Genomic DNA, 18,147 nt, shown 5'->3' on the forward strand with positions numbered 1-18,147 from the left:
GTTGAACCAACTGTTGAACCAACTGTTGAACCAACTGTTGAACCAACTGTTGAACCAACTGTTGAACCAACTGTTGAACCAACTGTTGAGCCAACTGTTGAACCAACTGTTGAGCCAACTGTTGAACCAACAGTTGAGCCAACACAGCCACCAGCTGGTGCTATCGTTTGGGTACCAGGTCAAACTGCTGTTAACAACGGTGACCTAGTAACTTACAACGGCCTATGTTTTGTAGCTAAGAACAACCCTGGTACTTGGGAATCTCCAGCTGCAGGCGGCAACTGGTTCTGGACTGAAGTTCAATGTGAAGGCGGCGTAACACCTACTGTTGCACCTACAGCTGAGCCTACAGTTGCTCCAACTGTAGCACCTACTGTTGAGCCAACTGTTGCTCCTACTACTGAGCCAGGTAACACTACTTGGAGTGCTGAAGCTGTTTACAACAAAGGCGATACTGTAATCGTTAATGGCGTAACTTACACAGCTAAGTGGTGGACAACAGGTGAAAACCCTGAGACTACTGGTCCATGGGGCGTATGGTCTAAATAATAGCTAGTTAGATTTTCTAACTCACTTTAAGGGATGCTTCGGCATCCCTTTTTTGATCTTTACTATCTTTCATGTAATCCCCATACAAACGCCATCAAAACGTAATAAAGTTACACTCAATACGATAATCACGACAAAACAATTGACGCAAATCACATAAAAAAGCCCAAAGAGATATAGATCACACTTTTCTGTAATTATTTTACACAAAAGTATTGAAAAGTGTGATCTGACGCAGTATGATGAACTCGTTCCTTAAGAAAGGGACAAAGAGAAAACTTAGATAAACAACTTAAGTCAAATAGAGGTAATATTATGTTATTAGGTAGCTCAGCATTAGACTTTACACGTGCAACAATTCAAGAGCGCGAAGCACAACGTAAAGCAGGTTTAAACTTAAACTTTTTCGCAAAAAAGAAAGAGAAAAAAGTTAAATAATTAACCTAACAATGCTTAACATTAAGCATTAAAAAGCAGTAAATTTAGTAAGAAAAGAAAGTAAAGCATCGACAGAGAATAGCTCCAATCATGGAGCAAAAGACACACCTCCCCTGCCATTCAAAAATTCAACAAATTAAACTTTTTTTTCCAAACTATAAACCAACACGGGTTTATCATAAAAATGCGTTTCTCGCTCTAGCTTAAAACCAGAACTCTCAGCCACCCGCTTTGACGCTTCATTATTATCAGCAATGAATGATATCAGCCTGTCCAACCCTAATTGATTAAACGCATAATCTGTCGCCGCTCGAGCAGCTTCACTCGCCAGCCCTTGCCCCCAATAATCAGGTAATAAACGATAGACCAGCTCAATCTCGTCTTTACCCTCAAGACGATGAAAAAAGTGGCCGCAAAACCCGATTACTCGTTCATCTGCTTTACTGTGCACCGCCCACAAACTAAAACCTTTACTCGCGTAAGTATCAAGAATGCTGTCAAGAAATGTATTGGCTTGTTTACGATTGAGCGGCCCGCTAATAGAGAACTTCATTACTTGCCGATTAGACATAATCTTATAAATAACATCAACATCTTCAGGCTCAAAAAAGCGCAGTATCAAGCGTTCGGTTTCTGCAATAGTTGGCATATCATCTAGCTCCATACATCAGGGGGGAAGTTAATCATACCAATGGTTATCGCCATATTAAAACGCAAAAGGTATAAAGACGGTTAATACGCAGGCTAAGCTTAGGCGAGGAAGTTGTCCCTATCAAATTTATCCAGTAGACACAAAAAAGCCACTAATGGGACAACCCCTTAGTGGCTTTAACAGCTAAGAGTTAAATTATTTGTGGTACGGCTGACTTAATTCATGCACAGCATCAATAAACACACCAGCATGATCTGGATCGACGTCTAAATGAATTCCGTGTCCCAAATTGAATACGTGCCCCGTGCCTTCACCAAAATCAGACAGTATATGCGCCACTTCTTCACGAATACGTTGTGGTGAAGCATACAACATCGAAGGGTCCATATTACCTTGCAACGCCACTTTGTCACCAACACGGGCTTTAGCATTGGCAATATCTATGGTCCAATCTAAGCCTACAGCATCACAGCCTGTTGCCGCGATATCTTCAAGCCACATGCCACCATTTTTAGTAAATAACGTTACAGGCACCTTACGGCCGTCATTTTCACGAGTGAGGCCATCAACAATTTTCGCCATATATTGCAGTGAAAACTCACGGTAATCTCGCGGTGATAACACCCCGCCCCAAGTATCAAAAATCATTAATGATTGTGCACCAGCTGCCACTTGAGCATTGAGGTAGCTAATCACTGAATCTGCCACTTTATCGAGCAGTAAATGCAGTGTTTTGGGCTCAGCAAATGCCATTTTCTTAATCTTAGTAAAAGCTTTTGATGAGCCACCTTCTACCATGTAAGTCGCTAAGGTCCAGGGGCTACCCGAAAAGCCTATCAACGGCACTTCACCTTTTAATTCTCGGCGAATAGTGCGTACTGCATTCATCACATACTGCAACTCACCTTCAGGATCAGGTATGCCAATTTTATCAACATCAGCCTTACAAGTGATTGGACGCTCAAACTTAGGACCTTCACCGGTTTCAAAATACAAACCTAACCCCATCGCATCAGGGATCGTTAAAATATCCGAAAACAAAATCGCAGCATCAAGGGGAAAACGGCGCAGTGGCTGCAGTGTCACTTCACAGGCTAACTCAGCATTTTTACATAACGACATAAAATCGCCAGCCTGCGCGCGCGTCGCTTTATATTCTGGTAAATAGCGGCCTGCTTGACGCATCATCCATACTGGCGTTTTGTCGACAGGCTGTTTTAGCAGCGCTCTAAGGTAACGATCATTTTTTAACTCGTTCATAAAACTTCCATTGCATTGATTCTGTCGCGAATTGTAGCAAAGCCCATCACCAAGGGAAAAGTAAATGTCAGCTTAATAGCCATTACTTGCCGTGATTAACGACATCGCTGACGCACTTTTTCGATTAACAGACGCGCAATGGTGCCATGTGGTGGTAACAAAGGAAGGTTGTTAAAATCGTACCAATTAGCATCATTTAGCTCGTGCTTATCAATGTTCAATTCTCCACTATCATAATCAGCAATAAAGCCCATCATTAATGAATGGGGAAACGGCCAAGGCTGGCTTTTCACGTAGCTAATATTTTTAACCTTGATCCCCGCTTCTTCAAACACCTCTCGCTCAACACACTGCTCTAACGTTTCACCAGCCTCGGTAAAGCCCGCTAAAGTAGTATAAATCTCTTGCCCTGGCTTATTATGGCGTACATGGTTTGCTAACAATACTTGCTTACCTTTTCTGATGGCGACAATAATACAAGGAGAAACACGTGGATAGCAGCGGTGGCCACAGTCATAACACTTCATCGCTAGTTCCCAGTCAATACGGTGCATTTGCTTACCACATTGACCACAGAAACGATGTGTCGCAAGAAAATTAACTATTTGAAAAGCCCGGCCAGCCAAATTGAATAAATCATCATGCACTTTACCCAGCAAATAGCGTAAACCTTGATATTCCCCTAGCCCCATATCTATCGATGCATCAGTTAACTGGAATAAATAAGCTGGCGTGCCTTCAAATTCGCCAATATGAATACACGGCTCAAAGTCTAAATCTGGAAAAGGTAACTCCCTTAAACAACCAAAAGGAACAGGCTGCGGCCCATTTGCCACAAGTAGCTGCCCATCACAGATAATAAACCACCATGCCACTAAATCTGGTGATAGATGGATTTGTTCATTTTGCAAAATTAAGTCCTCACAATTTCCATATAGCTCACAGTTATACATGAAGCCGGATTCAGTAACCAAATTAGAGTTGACGATAAGCCTGCTTTTCATTACTTATATCAATATGGCAATAAAAATAAAAACCAAGGACATAATATGCTAACCAAACTTGAACAAGCAAAACAGGAATGGGGTGGTACATCTCATATTATTGACAATTGGTTAAATGACCGCCAAAAGGTACTAGTTGAATACTGCGAGCTTGCAGGCTTACCGCCTTACAGTAAAGAGCACCAAACACTTCCCTCGATAGAGCAAATACAAACCTTCTGCCAGTCTTTGGTTGATTACATGTCTACCGGACACTTTGAAATTTACGACCAAGTAGTTTCGGAATGCGAAAGACACGGCGCTGAAAGCGCAAAATTAGCCCAAGATATTTATCCTCGCATCTCTACTACGACAGATACAGCGCTTGAGTTTAATGATAAATACGCCGAAAAAATTGACGATGACACGTCGGTGGACTTCGATGCTGACCTATCAAAGCTTGGGCAAATTATGGAGCAGCGCTTTGAACTAGAAGATAAGTTGCTAGCGACCTTGCATCAAAAGCATTTACAACCAGAAACTTAAACAGCAGTTACAAACAGACACTACAAATAAAAAAGGGCGCCTCAATGAGCGCCCTTTTCACACCTGCTATTTAATAGCTAGTTAACAGCTAAACTATTCAGCCGCTTTTTCATCTGCAACTACAGGCTCAGCCGCAGCTTTTTCAATTGACAGTAGTTCAACATCAAAAATCAGCGCAGAGTGCGGAGGAATATTACCTGCACCTTGGTCACCATACGCAAGCTCAGCAGGAATAGTGAACTGGTATTTTGAACCAACAGACATCAGTTGAACACCTTCAGTCCAACCAGCTATCACGCGGTTAAGTGGGAAAGTAGCAGGTTGGCCACGAGTCATTGAGCTGTCAAATACTTCGCCATTTAACAAACGACCTTCGTAATGAACTGTTACCGTATCTTCAGCGTTTGGCTTGTCGCCTTCAGCTGCTGTTAATACTTGGTACTGTAAACCAGAATCCGTAGTGGTTACGCCTTCTTTTTTAGCATTTTCAGCTAGGTAAGCCGTCGCTTCAGTTTTCGCTTTTTCTGTTGCTTCAGCTTGTTTCGCTTGTGCAATCTCGCTTAACTTTTTGTCGTAAGCTTGCAATGTTGCAATCACGTCTTCATCTTTTAATTTCAGTTCGCCACGCAGCGCATCTGAAATACCAGCAATGATTTGCTCTTTGTCTAAAGTAACGCCTAGTTGCTCTTGCTCAGCTAACGTCTTTTCAATGTAACGAGAAACAGATGCACCAATCGCGTAAGCCGCTTTCGCATCTTCATTGGCAAACTCTGCCACAGGCGCAGTTTCAACTGCTGCCGATACCGCTTCAACAACTTCTGACTCAGCCGCTTTAGGGGCTGTTTCAGCTTGCTTATCATTACAACCAGCTGCAGCTAGTACAGCACCAGCAAGTAGCGATACCTTAAAAATATTATTCATGTAAATAACTCTCCCAAAAAAAATTCGCCTCATCGCGCATAATCAAAACACAAAGAGGGGCTTAGCGTAATAAATCCATTTATACTAACGCTATCACGCAGTAAACAAAACAAAATTAGTAGACTATAAAGATGACAAAAGGTGCAATCTTTTTATCTGTGATCTCGGCAATCTTGTTAACTGCTTGCAGCGGTGAGCAACTGTCAGCCACAAAAATCGAACACGCTGTTGAAGGCGCGTATGCTGCCGACATCTCAACAGATGGACATTACAGTGTTATTTCATCCATCCACCACGGCATTAGCCTATGGGACAATAAGAAAAATGCGCTTAAATATCAATGGAGCCATCAAAATGATGCGCAAAATGGGGTATTTTTAACGAAATTTTCTGATGATGCCAGTCATGTCGTCACCGCGAGCAGTGATGAGTTCGTCGTCTGGGATGTGGCAACGGGTGAAGCCAAAGGCTATTACAAAATCCCTGAATCGAATATTCGTGACATCGTCATCTCGGCGCAAGGACGTTACGTGCTATATGGCTTAGCAACCGGTAAAGCCGTACATATCGATTTAAATACCGGGAGACGCATCGAGTTTCTCGGCCATACAGAAAAAATAAATGCGGTGGATATGTCAGCCAACGGTCACTATGCGTTAACCGGTGGTAATGATTATACAGCCTACTTCTGGGATACCCGCACAGCACAAGTACTGCATCGCTTTTCTCATCCTAGCCGGGTCACTATGGTTAAACTAGAGCGAGAAGGTAAATATATATTTACCGCAGACAACCAAAAACAAGCCAACATCTGGGACATGCGCAGCGGCCAACCGGTAAGTCGGTTAAACTATCTAGCCCGCCAAGAGATCTTCAGCAGCGTGCGCTTTGTTGAACAAGGCAAATATCTTTTAACGGGCTCTCCGTCTCGCATGCTGGCACTGTGGGACTCAAAAACCGGTCAACAATTACAGAAGTGGCATGTCAGCCCAAGAAAAAACAGCCGTCCGAAAAGCGCTGTTGTATACTCAGCCACCTTAGCAGATGGGCAAATTCTTAGTGAAAGCTCGGCTGGCCTTCTCGAAACTTGGACTTTAGATAAGAGCATATCCCATGAATAACCTTGAAGATGTATTGAAGCGACTGGAATACTTAGAAACAAAAGTTGCCTTCCAAGACGACACCATAGAAGCGTTAAATACTGAAATCGCATCGATGCAAAACCGCCTTGAAATACAACGTGAGCAAATGAAGTACCTAGTGAATAAAGTCAAAGATGTGCAAAGTGGGCAAATCGCTCGCGAAGAAGACGAAACGCCTCCTCCTCATTATTAATATATTGCCGCTAAGCTAGGTTAGCTCTGCTGATTCCCTCAGCAGAGCAGGCTATGATACCTTGAGAATAAATGGTTAAAACACTGCGCCACAACTCGCCCCTTTTATTCCAGCAGCTAAGCTATCACTATCAAGCCGCGTATTAGCATCATTAATTCACTGCAAACATCCACTTGCCAAAGAAATAAGGGTTTAGTTTATGCTAGAGCAAGGGCGACAGGTTATTAATTACCTGCAACAACACGGCGTCGATTACGCCGATATTCGCATCCATCAATTGGACGAAGAAGAAACCATTGCCACTATGAAAGGCGATGTTGATAAATATAATCTGGTTAGCAAACAAGGCTATGGTATTCGTGTATTAGTGAATGGCGCGTGGGGCTTTGCATCCAGTGAGGTGATGACCTTAACGGCGATGCAGCAAACTGGCCATCAAGCCATTGCAAAGGCAAAAAACGCTAGCGACTATATTCAACAAAAAGTCAGACTTGCACCAAAAGCAGTTATTCAAGATAGCTACTCCTCACCCTGTCAAATCGATCCCTTTACCGTTTCTACTCAAGACAAACTGGCACGCTTATTACAACTCGATAGCCAGCTGGCTGATAAGCGCTTTGATTATTGGGGCGTATCGGCCAGCTTCTACAAGCGCGATATCCTCTATATTGACAGTGAAGGCAGTGAGATTCGTCGCCACCTAATTGAACTCGATGCCGAGCTATTTGCCTACGCCAAAGACCAAAACGGTGAGCAATGTCGTCGCACCTTCAACTTACCACAAGACGCCAACGGCACCACTGGCTGGGAAAACATCATCAACGATGCTCAGTTTGATCACACCGCCCGCATCCGCGAAGAGTTACTGGCATTACTCGATGCCCCTGAGTGTGAAAAAGAAGTATGTGACGTGATTTTATTGCCTGAGATGATGGCATTGCAAACCCACGAAACCATCGGTCATGCCTTAGAGCTCGATCGCATTTTAGGCTATGAGTTGTCGTATGCCGGCGGTTCACACGTGGATTTAGCCGATTTTGGTCAATTGCAGTTTGGTAGTCACAAGCTCACAGCGCGCGCCGATGGCACAGTGGCTAACTCACCCGGCTCTATTGGTTATGATGACGATGGCGTTAAAGCGCGCAATGTCACCTTAATCAAAAACGGTGTGTTGCAAGATGCCATCACCTCACGCCAAATGATCATGGAAGCCAACGCCAAAGCGGGCCGTACTATTTTTAGTGCGTCAGGCGCCACCAGCCGTGCGCAAAACTACAGTAATCTACCCATCGAGCGCATGAACAACATCAACATTGATCCCGGCCAAGATGGCAGTCTGGCCGATATCATTGCCGCCACTGAAAACGGCTTGTTAATGGAAACCCCACGCTCATGGTCGATTGGCTCTAATCGTGAAAACTTCCATTTTGCTACCGAAGTTGCGTGGAAAATTAAACACGGCAAGATCACCCACATAGTGCGCAATGCTACCTACCGCGGTGATAGCCTGAGCTTCTGGAACGCCCTCGATATGGTAGGTGATGAACGAACTTGGCAGCTGCAACCTGTGTTTCAATGTGGTAAAGGCCAGCCCAATCAAATAATGCGCTTAGCCCACGGCATTCCTGCCTGCCGCTTTAAAAACGTTCAGGTAGGAGAGTAATCATGAGCAAACAATCTACCCACAAAGCGATGCACACCGCCATGCAACCTGTGCTGCAGTTACTCACAGAGATCAACACCTTTATGAAAAATGAGGGGATCACTGGCAGTATCACGTACCGCCAAGAAAGTTCACACATGGTGCGCTGCGGCCGCAGTCAAATCTCCCTTAACGTGTCAGAAGAAGGTGAGAAATACTTTGTCGAGATCCAAGCCAGTCAGCGTAAAATTTCAGGCAGTACCACCGCCCAAGCCAACGACAGCGATAAACTCAAAACACTGGTATCAACCCTTAATGAACGGGTTAAACTGATGCCAGAAGTAGCCCATATGAGCCCGATGACGGCGATTGTCCAAGGCGACCTCAACCGCTTTAATGCTGATGGGGCTCTGATTAACCTCGACTCAAAAGTGATGGTGGATCTCTTTAAACGCTGCGGTGAGCACTTTGCCCATGGCAACGTTGAAGTATCAGGTGCCTTTTCTGCTGGTGTTTACAGCTACGCAATCATCAACACCTTAGTGGACGCGCCAGTGGCTTACCAAGGCAGTGATTACAACGTCGAGCTCGTGTTACAACTACTAGACCACGACAAAAAAGAACTGCGCGTCGCCGATGTTGGTGAGGCATTAAATCAGTTCGACGCTAACTCGCTGATTAAACAACTAGATGCCAGCTACCAACTGCTCACCAATACGCCCCGTCAAGATATCGAGCCTGGTGAATATGATGTCATCTTCCATGCCGATGCCTTTGGCGATCTCATCAACTACCTCGGTTACATGGCGCTACACGGTGAAACTTACCAATACGGCATGGGCATGTTACAACAAGACAAACATCAAATCGGCAGTCAGCTGTTTGGCAGTAATTTTACCATCACTGATGATCCAACCGATCCCGAGGTGTTATTTGCTCGTCCCGTTGGCGAAAATGGTATAGCGCGTCAGCCCTTTCCCCTGATCAGTGATGGCGTATTAAGCAATCAGTTTTACAGTGATAAAGACGACTGCGATCGCTTTGGCATTGCGCGCAATAATGATATGGATGTGGCCAGCATTAAAGTGGCCACAGGCAACGGCCCCACTGACTTTGCCGCCATGGTAAAAAGCTGCACTAAACCAACCTTATTTATTTCATTTATTCATTACATGAATTTAACCAACGCCGCCAAGGGTGAGTTCACCGGCAGCAGCCGCTTTGGCACCTTTTTAATTGCAGACGGCGAAATCAAAGCGCACTTATACAATCAACGTATCAATGACTCTTACCATCGTATTTTTAATCAAATCGAATGGTTATCGAGTCAACTCCATCACGTTAACATGTCGAGCACTTATGGCATGCGCAGCGCCAGCAGCATAGCTTGCCCGCGGTTTGTAAAAGTGAACAAGGTGAAAATAACCGGATCGAGTGCGCCGGGTAAAGGCTAAAACACTATTAACTAAGAAAAATAAAAACCAAGGCTCAGCCTTGGTTTTTGATTCACACTAACTCACTCTAGATGAACTTAGTGCTTACAGTGCTCGCCATGAACGTGCTCTTCTTCGTCGTGGCTGTGACCACAACCGCCGGCGCTGTGCACATGGCCGTGGGCAAGCTCTTCATCAGTCGCAGCGCGCACCGATAATACTTCACCTTTAAAAATCAAGGTTTGACCCGCTAGCATATGGTTGCCGTCTACGGTTACAGTGTTTTCTTTCACATCAGTGATTTCAACTGGGCGTGGGCCTTGGTCAGTTTCAGCGGTAAAACGCATGCCTACTTCAACAGCGCCTTCGGCTTCAAACAGCTCGCGTGGCACTTCTTGTACTAGGCCTTCTTGGTGCTCGCCGTAAGCATCTTCTGGCGCACAAGTTAAATCAAACTTGTAACCCACTTCTTTGCCATCAAGCTCAGCTTCAAGACCCGGTACTAAAAACATGCTGCCTTGAATAAATTCAAGAGGAGCACCGCCTTCGGTTGTACCGAGCTCAACGCCGTCTGCATCATGTACAGAAAAATGGATGGATACTACTAAATCATTTTCAACTTTCATCTTAATTTCCAATTAGTTTTCGTCTGGGTTAAACACGCCAATCACTTGTTCAAACTGACGTGTGGCGCCACTTACTTCACCTGGGGCTTGGGACTGCAAGTAGTCACATTTAACGCATTGCACTTTCTCGACGTTTTGTTCAACAAACACCACTATCGTGTCTTGCTCGTTACACGATGGGCAGGTTGCGCCAGCAATAAAACGTTTTCTCTTACTCATATTGCTCCCCTTTATTTTTGTCACAGTGTAACCGATCAAACAGGGTTTTTCTTCTGCTATCACACCTGTGTTAGAATCGCGGCTTATTTTTTAATGTTGAAGTAAATTATGATCACAGCCAGTGCCATTGAACTTATTCGCGGCGGACGCCCGCTGTTACAAAATGCCACCGCCAGTATCAACCCCGGCCAAAAAGTGGCATTAGTGGGCGCTAATGGCACAGGTAAATCCAGCTTCTTCGCTTTATTAAAAGGCGAACTGCATGCCGATAACGGTGAGTTAAGCTTTCCCAGTAACTGGCAACTCGCCAGTGTGGCGCAGGAGACTCCAGCATTAAATAAAAGCGCCATTGAATACGTGATTGATGGCGATCGTGAGTTTCGTCGCCATGAAGCCGAGCTTGCCGCAGCAGAAGCCGCCGAAGATGGCCATAAAATTGCCCTCCTGCATGGCCAAATTGAAACCATTGGTGGTTACACCATTAAAGCCCGCGCCGCTGAGTTATTAGCCGGCTTGGGCTTTAGTAATGAAAAACAGCAGCACGCCGTCAGTGATTTTTCTGGTGGTTGGCGTATGCGCCTAAACTTGGCACAAGCCCTGCTTTGCCGCTCAGATTTATTGCTACTGGATGAGCCAACCAACCACTTAGACTTAGACGCAGTAATCTGGTTAGGAAAATGGCTAAACGCTTATCCTGGCACCTTAATTCTGATTTCTCATGACCGTGACTTTATCGACGACATCGTGGGTAAAATAATTCACATCGAGCAAAATAAATTTTTCGAATACACAGGTGATTATTCCAGCTTTGAAAGGCAGCGCGCCGAAAAACTAATGCAACAACAAGCCACTTATGAAAAACAACAAAAGCAAGTGGCACATATGCAAAGCTACATTGACCGCTTTCGCTACAAAGCATCAAAAGCGCGCCAAGCACAAAGCCGCATCAAAGCCCTAGAAAAAATGGAACTGGCGATGCCAGCGCACGCCGACAGCCAATTTAACTTCTCATTTTTTGCACCTGACGCACTGCCAATGCCATTGATAACCATGGAAGAGATTTATGCAGGTTACGGTGATACCCTGATTTTAGAAAAAATAAAATTTAACCTTGTGCCCGGCAGCCGTATTGGTTTACTTGGGCGCAACGGCGCCGGTAAATCCACTTTAATCAAACTACTGGCAGGCGAAATCAAAGCCCAAGGCGGCAACTTTGAGCTTAACCCTAATGCCAAAGTCGGTTATTTTGCCCAGCACCAACTTGAATTTTTGCGTTTAGACGACACGCCACTTGAGCACTTAGCACGCCTAGCTAAAGATAAAACCGAACAAGAATTGCGTAACTATTTAGGCAGCTTTGGTTTCCAAGGAGATAAAGCCCTAGAGCCCGTTGCACCGTTCTCGGGCGGTGAAAAAGCGCGATTAGTATTAGCGCTGATCGTATGGCAAAAACCGAACTTGCTACTACTCGATGAGCCAACCAACCACTTAGATTTAGAAATGCGCCACGCCTTAACCGTTGCGCTGCAAAGCTTTGAAGGCGCGATGGTCGTGGTATCGCACGATCGTCACTTACTGCGTACCACCACAGATGATTTATACCTAGTGCATGATGGCCAAGTGGAGCAGTTTAATGGTGATTTAGCGGATTATCATAAGTGGCTTGGCGAACAGCAGAAAATTGATAAACAAAAAGCCGCGCCTGATAACGGGGAAAAGAGCGCCAATAGCGCCGTCAATCGCAAAGAGCAAAAGCGCCTAGAAGCCGAGATCCGTAAGAAAACCCAGCCGTTCAGAAAAGCAATGGAAAAAGCGGAAAAACAAATGGATAAGTTAAGCGCGCAACTGGCAGAAGTAGAGCTAGAACTTAACGACAGTGCCCTTTACGACATCGCACAAAAAGCTAAATTGACCAAAATATTAGAGCAACAACGTCAGCTTAAAGCCGAAATTGAAGATGCAGAGATGGAGTGGATGGATGCCCAAGAGCAATTGGAAGCGTTAGAGGCGGAGCTTAATTTGGCCTAAATCACCGTTTAGTCGTGACTAGATGAGTAGGCTGCTAATAAAACAAGCCTACTCATTTAATTTACATTTAACGTTAGTTAGTCTGCTTTGCGCTCACCTAACATATACCAAGCCTGCTTTTCTGCCGCAGGCTTCATTAACTCTAGCCGTTCGTCAGTCGAAAAAGATGACGCTTTAACATAAGACACAAACACGATGGTTAATAACAGCGCTGTCACTTCTAACCAAGGTAATTTGCTTAAGTGGGATAGCTTTTTCATTTTGGCTTAATCTCTTGTTGGGAATATAACAAAGATTAAGCCGAAAGCATGGCAAAACAGTTAACACTTTAAGTCGTTTTAATTAAATCAACGCGCCAAGGATTAGGCTAATGCAGCGACCGCTTCTTTTACCAAAAGAGCAATCTCATCCCACTGTTGATTATCAATTAAATCGCCCGGCACCATCCAAGTACCACCGCAAGCCAATACCGCTTTAACGCCTAAGTAATCATTAATATTGGCAGCCGACACGCCGCCCGTCGGCATAAAGCTAACGGGATAAACCGCCGTTAACGCTTTCAACATGCCCACACCGCCAGATGGGCCAGCAGGGAAAAACTTTAACGTATCTAGCCCCATTTCCATGGCTTGCTCAACCAACGAAGGATTGTTTACGCCAGGAATGATTGGCATGTTACGTTGCTGGCAGTATTTAACCGTAGTGGGGTTAAAGCCAGGACTAACAATAAAATCGACACCCGCATCAATCGCCGCATCCACAGTGGCCGCGTTTAATACCGTGCCTGCACCAATTAACATATCAGGAAAAGCTGCGCGCATATTTTTAATCGCTTGCGCTGCAGCGGGGGTGCGAAAGGTAATTTCAGCACATGGCAGGCCATTTTCTACTAACACTTTACCCAGTGGCACGGCATCATCCGCGTTATTAATCGCAATCACTGGTACCACTTTTAACTGTTTTAATCTTTCGTTAATTGAGCTCATGTCACTTCCTATGAAAATTAAAATATTTACCATTATCAAATCGTATAGTACCGACTTGCTAGCAGCATTGCTTTAATATGGTAAACAATTTCATAGTGAACTGCTGCTATTAGGTTGACCCGAAAGGTTTAACCCAAGAAGCTCAACCTAAGAAGGTCTATCAATAGGTACCGAAAGGCTCAGTTAAAGCCCTTCGAGATAAGAGCTAAACAAGACTACATTTTTTGATGTTGTAATAACCACTGGAACAGACTTTGGTCGTAAACATCGTAATTAGTAGCGCCTTCCCCCATAAACCCTAGGCTATACACATCATCATCAATCAAGTGGCCGCCACTAGGGAAAACTGTTAACTTGGTTTCGGAGACCGAGCCTGAACAGGCTTTGAGGGTAGCGACAACGCTAATGACATTGTCACTAGGAACCACGTTATCATCAGCAGCAGTGAACGCCCAGATCGGGACTTCTTTTACCGGACAGATATCGAGCCAATACCCCATAGACAACGGCGCAGCAGCTGCAAGTTTATGGCCATACTTCTGCGCATAATCCCACGTCATAAAACCGCCATTACTAAAACCTGTCATGTAGATCCGGCTTTTGTCGATCGGGTAATTGCGCTCTGCCCATTCAACAAAACTATTGAGCCTTGCCGTTACACTATCCCCCAAAGCACTCTGGCAGCGTTGTGGTGCTAATACAATAAAGGGCAATTGATTATCCCATTGATCCGTTTTAAACATTTTCACCACATTGGTTTTATCCATTCCACTCATACTGCGGCCATCAGTATCGAAGGTTTTAGAATGCTCATAACCATGATTACTGATTAATAGTGGGTAACGGGCTTTGGGATCCTCGCCAAAATTAGCGGGAAGCTGTTCATAAAACTCCCAAATAGCATCCATTTCAGTAAAAAAGCGCGGACTATATCTCGCTACTCGATCGCCATCAAGGATCCGCACCATGCGGTACTCACTCAATGAAAGGTTTTGCTCACTATCTGCAACACTATATTTAAGTAAATAATCCCCTACTTTTCCGGTGTCTAGCTTATCTAACCCTTGTACTTGTACAGCAGAAGATAACTCACCATCTTCGCTATCAAATGCCTCGACACCCGGCTCTACATACTGGTCCCCCACATTAAGCAACATCACTTTATCACCCAGTAATTGAATACTCGGCTGGCCTGCTTGCTGAGCATAATTAGGTAATGCAACCTGACATACGTCACCAGAGCTACCCGCAATAGAATTTCCAGTGCCGGATGAACCGCCGCCACCACAACCCAGCAAAACAAGTCCAAGGGCACTGCAAATAACCGTCCGAAATGGTGACATCTCAACTGATTCCTTTTTGTTAGCGAATAAAATCACTACTAAATAGATAGCGATTCATTTTAATACTGAAGACTACTGAAGCTAAAAACCTGAACAAAAGTCACATAAACATGAATAAATAAAATTTAGCGTTCTATTTTTCGACCAGGATGATGCATTCAACATTCAGGGCAAAGCATAGAAAAGGAATTAGCAGCTAAAACTGATCCGTGCTGCTCGCCAACAGCACTCAGTAACACCATAAGTTATGGTCAGTTTTATCAAAACTAGTTTGTCCGTTTTTCCTCACTGTCTAATTTGCATTTAGAGCTATACTGACGAAGTAACCGATTAAACCTTTAACTGCCTTCGCGGGAGTTGAGCAATTGAAAAACAGAACACAGTGCCAGACTGAGCCTCTAATGAAACAATTCGTTCAGCAACTATTTAACCACCTAAAAAATAGAATTTACCGTAGCGCTTTAGCGATGGCTGTTTACGGCATATCCGCTTTCTCACCCGCCTTTGCAACTTGTAATCAGGCTTCTTTAACATGGGGTTGGGTTGCGTGGGAACCGTTCATTTACCAAAGCCGACAAGGCGCAATGCAAGGCATTGATTATGAAATCGTGTCACAAGTGTTTCAACAAACGGGTTGCTTATTTTCGGTGACAGATAAAGAAATCCCTTGGCGTCGGCAATTGGCGTGGCTAGAAGCAGGGGAAATAGACGTCATGACAGGCGCATCCAAAACGGCCGAGCGAGAACAGTATGCCTTGTTTTCACTTCCTTATCGCACCGAGTCCGTCACCCTATTTATCAGAAAAGCAGACCAAGAGAGTTTTGCTATCAAGCAACTATCGGATTTAACTCAATCAAAACTGCATCGTCTAGGGTATTACAAGGGGACTTATTACGGCGAGGAATTTAGTCTGCTTCAACAAAAGCCTGAGTTTCAGGCTTTACTACAGTCCGATATTGAAATTAACAACTTTACTCGTCTGCTAAATAATCGTATCGACGCAGTCCTTGCGGATGAAATAGTCGGTCAACTATTGATAGAGCAACTTAAACAACAAGACAATATTGTACCATTAAAGGGCTTTAGCATTAAAACAGGGGGGATCCATGTTATGTTTAGTAAAAAAACCACCTCAGAAGCCTTTATCACTCAATTTAACCAAGCGCTAACGAAGTTTAAGGCATCTTCTGAATACCAAAGGATTTTACAACGATATTTAAAGGGAGAGTAGCAATCCAAACTGACCTTTAATTCGTTGACTTATCTAAACGTACGAACATAAAAGTGAAGCCAGTGAGCGACCATTCCCACACCCCAATCAGTAAACTATTTTTAGCCTATTTAGGTGGTCGTATCAATGGCGGGCACATAGAGTTGCATGATGTCAGATTCGTGCACGGCGACAGTATTATGGCGACTTATGAGCAATTGAAACAACAATGGATTGGCGACAAAGGCCGAGTACATTTAGATAGTTACGTTGAACTTCGACATATTAATGGCTATCGCATAGCGCTCTCGGCGCGGCCTCCTAATAATGACCTCAAACTGTTTTTTGTTAATTTAGGTGGCTATCATCCCAGTCAACTAGCCGAGCAGCACAGCTTTGGCGTTTTTGTCGCCAACAACGCCGAGCAAGCTAAGCAGCGTGCATGGCATGAATTGCTTGGCCGTTACCAAGTTGATTGGCAACAGGCTCATAAAGACGATTTAATCGCAGTCGATGATTGTTTTGCTATCTCATTATTAGATAGCCCACTCAATATTCACCTACATTACGAAGGTGAGCATTTATCTCAGATACAGCCACTGCGCCCTGACTGGTTTGGCTACCACAAACTGTAAGCTTTTGTTCAACGCTAGAACGTTAGATAGAAATAAACGGTTCTTTCACCCCACCACTACCCCGCCAGTTTTAGCCACCAAAGATCTCCATTGTTACTTAACAGATTGATATATAATGAATTTATTATTTTGTGAGATCACAGTGGCCTGACCAAATAAGCGCTTCAGCTTCTCGCCATAGCCAAGCTGACGATTACCTATCACGATTAAAGACTGTTTCGGCTTTAACACCCGACGGGAATCATTAAACATTTGCCATGCGATATGATCGGTAATGGTATTGGCTTGATGAAATGGCGGATTACACAAAATTAAATCAGCAGTATTAGCCCCAAGGCCATCTAAACAGTTATTCACCATCACAGTAAATTGCTCAGCCTCTAAACCATTTAACAGCACGTTTTCTTGACATGATTGTGCCGCCATATAGCTCTCATCGACACTGGTAATATGCGCCTGCGGGTTTAACTGCGCCGCCTTGATGCCGATAACACCATTACCACAGCCTAAATCAATAATATGCTGTAAGCTTGAATCTTGCGGGATATGCTCAAGTAGCAAGCGTGCACCAATATCTAGGCTATCACTAGAAAACACATTGGCGTGATTGCTTAAGGTTAAACCATGCTCAGGTACAGGCCATTGTGTCGGTTGCGGTAAAGGCTTAACCAAGTCAGCATTGGGCTTACAAAATATTAAACGCGCCTTTTTCACCGCTAATGACGTTTTGGTTTCACCTAAATTTTTTTCAAACAAACGCAAGGTCGAGGTATGAATATCTTTCGCCTTCGCCGCCCCAATCACTAGGCAGTCTGCTGGCAAAGATTGGCACAACTGCTGTAAATGCCAAGTAAGTAGTCGGTTGTTTTTCGGTAATTTAATCAACACCAATTGAACATTGTTTGGCAGCTCGGCTAGGCAATCTTGAATAGTAATATGGGGTAACTGATTTTGCTTAAGGTTTTCAATACAAGCTTGTCTGGCAATAAAGGAATCCGTCACGCTCGTCACCTTTCCCTTGGCTGTAAACCAGTTACTTAGTGCGCCAAAGCCATCATTAATAATCAGTATCGGCCGTTGGGGATCAAGCACGAGCCCCTCGCAGTGGTTAATCAGGTATTCATCCGCAGCGTCCCAAGCTTGTAATGTTTCATTGTTGCGAACAGGGTAACGCTCCAAAATCAGGGTGCGCTGATGCAATGTAAGTGAAGGTTTCATCATAACTACTAAATACTAACAGGCCGAATTAAGTCGGCTATTGTCGCAGAAGCGAGGACAAATCGAAATACACCCCAATAATTAACCTCAGTTTTGCTTCAGCCAATGACGCACGGATACAG

General features: G+C 44.3%; 20 protein-coding genes. 10 read left to right on the forward strand and 10 right to left on the reverse strand.

The genetic code is table 11. The features are described from left to right. Both K1M91_RS01675 and K1M91_RS21315 read left to right on the forward strand, forming a co-directional pair. A partial coding sequence (locus K1M91_RS01675; RefSeq protein WP_232799822.1) for a carbohydrate-binding protein occupies positions 1 to 549 on the forward strand: 549 nt, incomplete at its 5' end. A gap of 315 nt (positions 550 to 864) precedes the next feature. Beyond that, on the forward strand, positions 865 to 987 hold the full coding sequence (locus K1M91_RS21315) for a hypothetical protein (RefSeq protein WP_282560156.1): 123 nt from the start codon (positions 865 to 867) through the stop codon (positions 985 to 987). 136 nt (positions 988 to 1,123) lie between these two features. Here K1M91_RS21315 and K1M91_RS01680 read toward each other — a convergent pair whose 3' ends face one another. From K1M91_RS01680 to nudC, 3 genes are all read right to left on the reverse strand, one after another. Next, a complete protein-coding gene (locus tag K1M91_RS01680; protein ID WP_232799823.1) occupies positions 1,124 to 1,636 on the reverse strand; it encodes a GNAT family N-acetyltransferase in 513 nt (170 codons plus the stop codon). A 198-nt stretch (positions 1,637 to 1,834) separates the two neighbouring features. Next, positions 1,835 to 2,899 carry a uroporphyrinogen decarboxylase gene (hemE, locus tag K1M91_RS01685; RefSeq protein WP_232799824.1) on the reverse strand — a complete coding sequence of 355 codons (1,065 nt, stop codon included), beginning with the start codon at positions 2,897 to 2,899 and terminating at the stop codon, positions 1,835 to 1,837. 95 nt (positions 2,900 to 2,994) lie between these two features. Continuing rightward, complete coding sequence (nudC, locus tag K1M91_RS01690; protein WP_232799825.1) at positions 2,995 to 3,810, reverse strand: NAD(+) diphosphatase; 816 nt, start codon at positions 3,808 to 3,810, stop codon at positions 2,995 to 2,997. A 138-nt stretch (positions 3,811 to 3,948) separates the two neighbouring features. Between nudC and rsd the strand changes: the two genes are divergently transcribed. After that, entirely contained in the window at positions 3,949 to 4,428 is a 480-nt protein-coding gene (gene rsd / locus K1M91_RS01695; RefSeq protein ID WP_232799826.1) for a sigma D regulator, read from the forward strand. 93 nt (positions 4,429 to 4,521) lie between these two features. Here the strand turns inward: rsd and fkpA are convergent, their stop codons facing one another. Beyond that, positions 4,522 to 5,349, reverse strand: coding sequence for an FKBP-type peptidyl-prolyl cis-trans isomerase (fkpA, locus tag K1M91_RS01700; RefSeq protein ID WP_232799827.1), 828 nt, complete (start codon positions 5,347 to 5,349; stop codon positions 4,522 to 4,524). 131 nt (positions 5,350 to 5,480) lie between these two features. On the opposite strand from fkpA, the gene K1M91_RS01705 reads away from it, so the two are divergent. The 4 genes from K1M91_RS01705 to K1M91_RS01720 all read left to right on the forward strand — a co-directional run bounded on the left by K1M91_RS01705 (position 5,481) and on the right by K1M91_RS01720 (position 9,780). Further along, the gene (locus K1M91_RS01705; protein ID WP_232799828.1) at positions 5,481 to 6,470 is read left to right on the forward strand and encodes a hypothetical protein; all 990 of its coding nucleotides are present in this window, start codon (positions 5,481 to 5,483) and stop codon (positions 6,468 to 6,470) included. Beyond that, entirely contained in the window at positions 6,463 to 6,684 is a 222-nt protein-coding gene (locus K1M91_RS01710; RefSeq protein WP_232799829.1) for a SlyX family protein, read from the forward strand. The genes K1M91_RS01705 and K1M91_RS01710 overlap by 8 nt, the downstream gene beginning before the upstream one ends. A gap of 199 nt (positions 6,685 to 6,883) precedes the next feature. Then, on the forward strand, positions 6,884 to 8,347 hold the full coding sequence (locus K1M91_RS01715) for a TldD/PmbA family protein (protein ID WP_232799830.1): 1,464 nt from the start codon (positions 6,884 to 6,886) through the stop codon (positions 8,345 to 8,347). A gap of 2 nt (positions 8,348 to 8,349) precedes the next feature. Continuing rightward, the gene (locus tag K1M91_RS01720) at positions 8,350 to 9,780 is read left to right on the forward strand and encodes a metallopeptidase TldD-related protein (protein ID WP_232799831.1); all 1,431 of its coding nucleotides are present in this window, start codon (positions 8,350 to 8,352) and stop codon (positions 9,778 to 9,780) included. 77 nt (positions 9,781 to 9,857) lie between these two features. Here K1M91_RS01720 and slyD read toward each other — a convergent pair whose 3' ends face one another. Continuing rightward, the gene (slyD, locus tag K1M91_RS01725) at positions 9,858 to 10,385 is read right to left on the reverse strand and encodes a peptidylprolyl isomerase (protein WP_232799832.1); all 528 of its coding nucleotides are present in this window, start codon (positions 10,383 to 10,385) and stop codon (positions 9,858 to 9,860) included. 12 nt (positions 10,386 to 10,397) lie between these two features. Then, positions 10,398 to 10,604 carry a YheV family putative zinc ribbon protein gene (locus tag K1M91_RS01730; RefSeq protein ID WP_232799833.1) on the reverse strand — a complete coding sequence of 69 codons (207 nt, stop codon included), beginning with the start codon at positions 10,602 to 10,604 and terminating at the stop codon, positions 10,398 to 10,400. Between the two features lie 108 nt (positions 10,605 to 10,712). Here K1M91_RS01730 and K1M91_RS01735 point away from each other — a divergent pair, with 108 nt between their 5' ends. Further along, positions 10,713 to 12,632 carry an ABC transporter ATP-binding protein gene (locus tag K1M91_RS01735; protein ID WP_232799834.1) on the forward strand — a complete coding sequence of 640 codons (1,920 nt, stop codon included), beginning with the start codon at positions 10,713 to 10,715 and terminating at the stop codon, positions 12,630 to 12,632. Positions 12,633 to 12,709: 77 nt separating this feature from the next. On the opposite strand, the gene K1M91_RS01740 is transcribed toward K1M91_RS01735, so the two are convergent. The 3 genes from K1M91_RS01740 to K1M91_RS01750 all read right to left on the reverse strand — a co-directional run bounded on the left by K1M91_RS01740 (position 12,710) and on the right by K1M91_RS01750 (position 14,961). Continuing rightward, the gene (locus tag K1M91_RS01740; protein ID WP_232799835.1) at positions 12,710 to 12,892 is read right to left on the reverse strand and encodes a hypothetical protein; all 183 of its coding nucleotides are present in this window, start codon (positions 12,890 to 12,892) and stop codon (positions 12,710 to 12,712) included. A gap of 102 nt (positions 12,893 to 12,994) precedes the next feature. Then, positions 12,995 to 13,618, reverse strand: coding sequence for a bifunctional 4-hydroxy-2-oxoglutarate aldolase/2-dehydro-3-deoxy-phosphogluconate aldolase (locus tag K1M91_RS01745; protein ID WP_232799836.1), 624 nt, complete (start codon positions 13,616 to 13,618; stop codon positions 12,995 to 12,997). A gap of 215 nt (positions 13,619 to 13,833) precedes the next feature. Continuing rightward, positions 13,834 to 14,961, reverse strand: coding sequence for an immunoglobulin-like domain-containing protein (locus K1M91_RS01750; protein ID WP_232799837.1), 1,128 nt, complete (start codon positions 14,959 to 14,961; stop codon positions 13,834 to 13,836). Between the two features lie 401 nt (positions 14,962 to 15,362). Between K1M91_RS01750 and K1M91_RS01755 the strand changes: the two genes are divergently transcribed. Together K1M91_RS01755 and K1M91_RS01760 are read left to right on the forward strand one after the other, a co-directional pair. Then, positions 15,363 to 16,193, forward strand: coding sequence for a transporter substrate-binding domain-containing protein (locus tag K1M91_RS01755; RefSeq protein ID WP_232799838.1), 831 nt, complete (start codon positions 15,363 to 15,365; stop codon positions 16,191 to 16,193). Between the two features lie 62 nt (positions 16,194 to 16,255). Next, complete coding sequence (locus tag K1M91_RS01760; protein WP_232799839.1) at positions 16,256 to 16,807, forward strand: DUF1543 domain-containing protein; 552 nt, start codon at positions 16,256 to 16,258, stop codon at positions 16,805 to 16,807. A 93-nt stretch (positions 16,808 to 16,900) separates the two neighbouring features. Here the strand turns inward: K1M91_RS01760 and K1M91_RS01765 are convergent, their stop codons facing one another. Beyond that, positions 16,901 to 18,025, reverse strand: a complete 1,125-nt coding sequence (locus K1M91_RS01765; RefSeq protein ID WP_232799840.1) for a methyltransferase — start codon at positions 18,023 to 18,025, stop codon at positions 16,901 to 16,903. Positions 18,026 to 18,147: the final 122 nt, after the last annotated feature.

Origin of the sequence: Motilimonas sp. E26 (assembly GCF_021278025.1) — a bacterium.
In the GTDB taxonomy this organism is placed as follows: Bacteria; Pseudomonadota; Gammaproteobacteria; order Enterobacterales; family CBDFNC01; genus Motilimonas.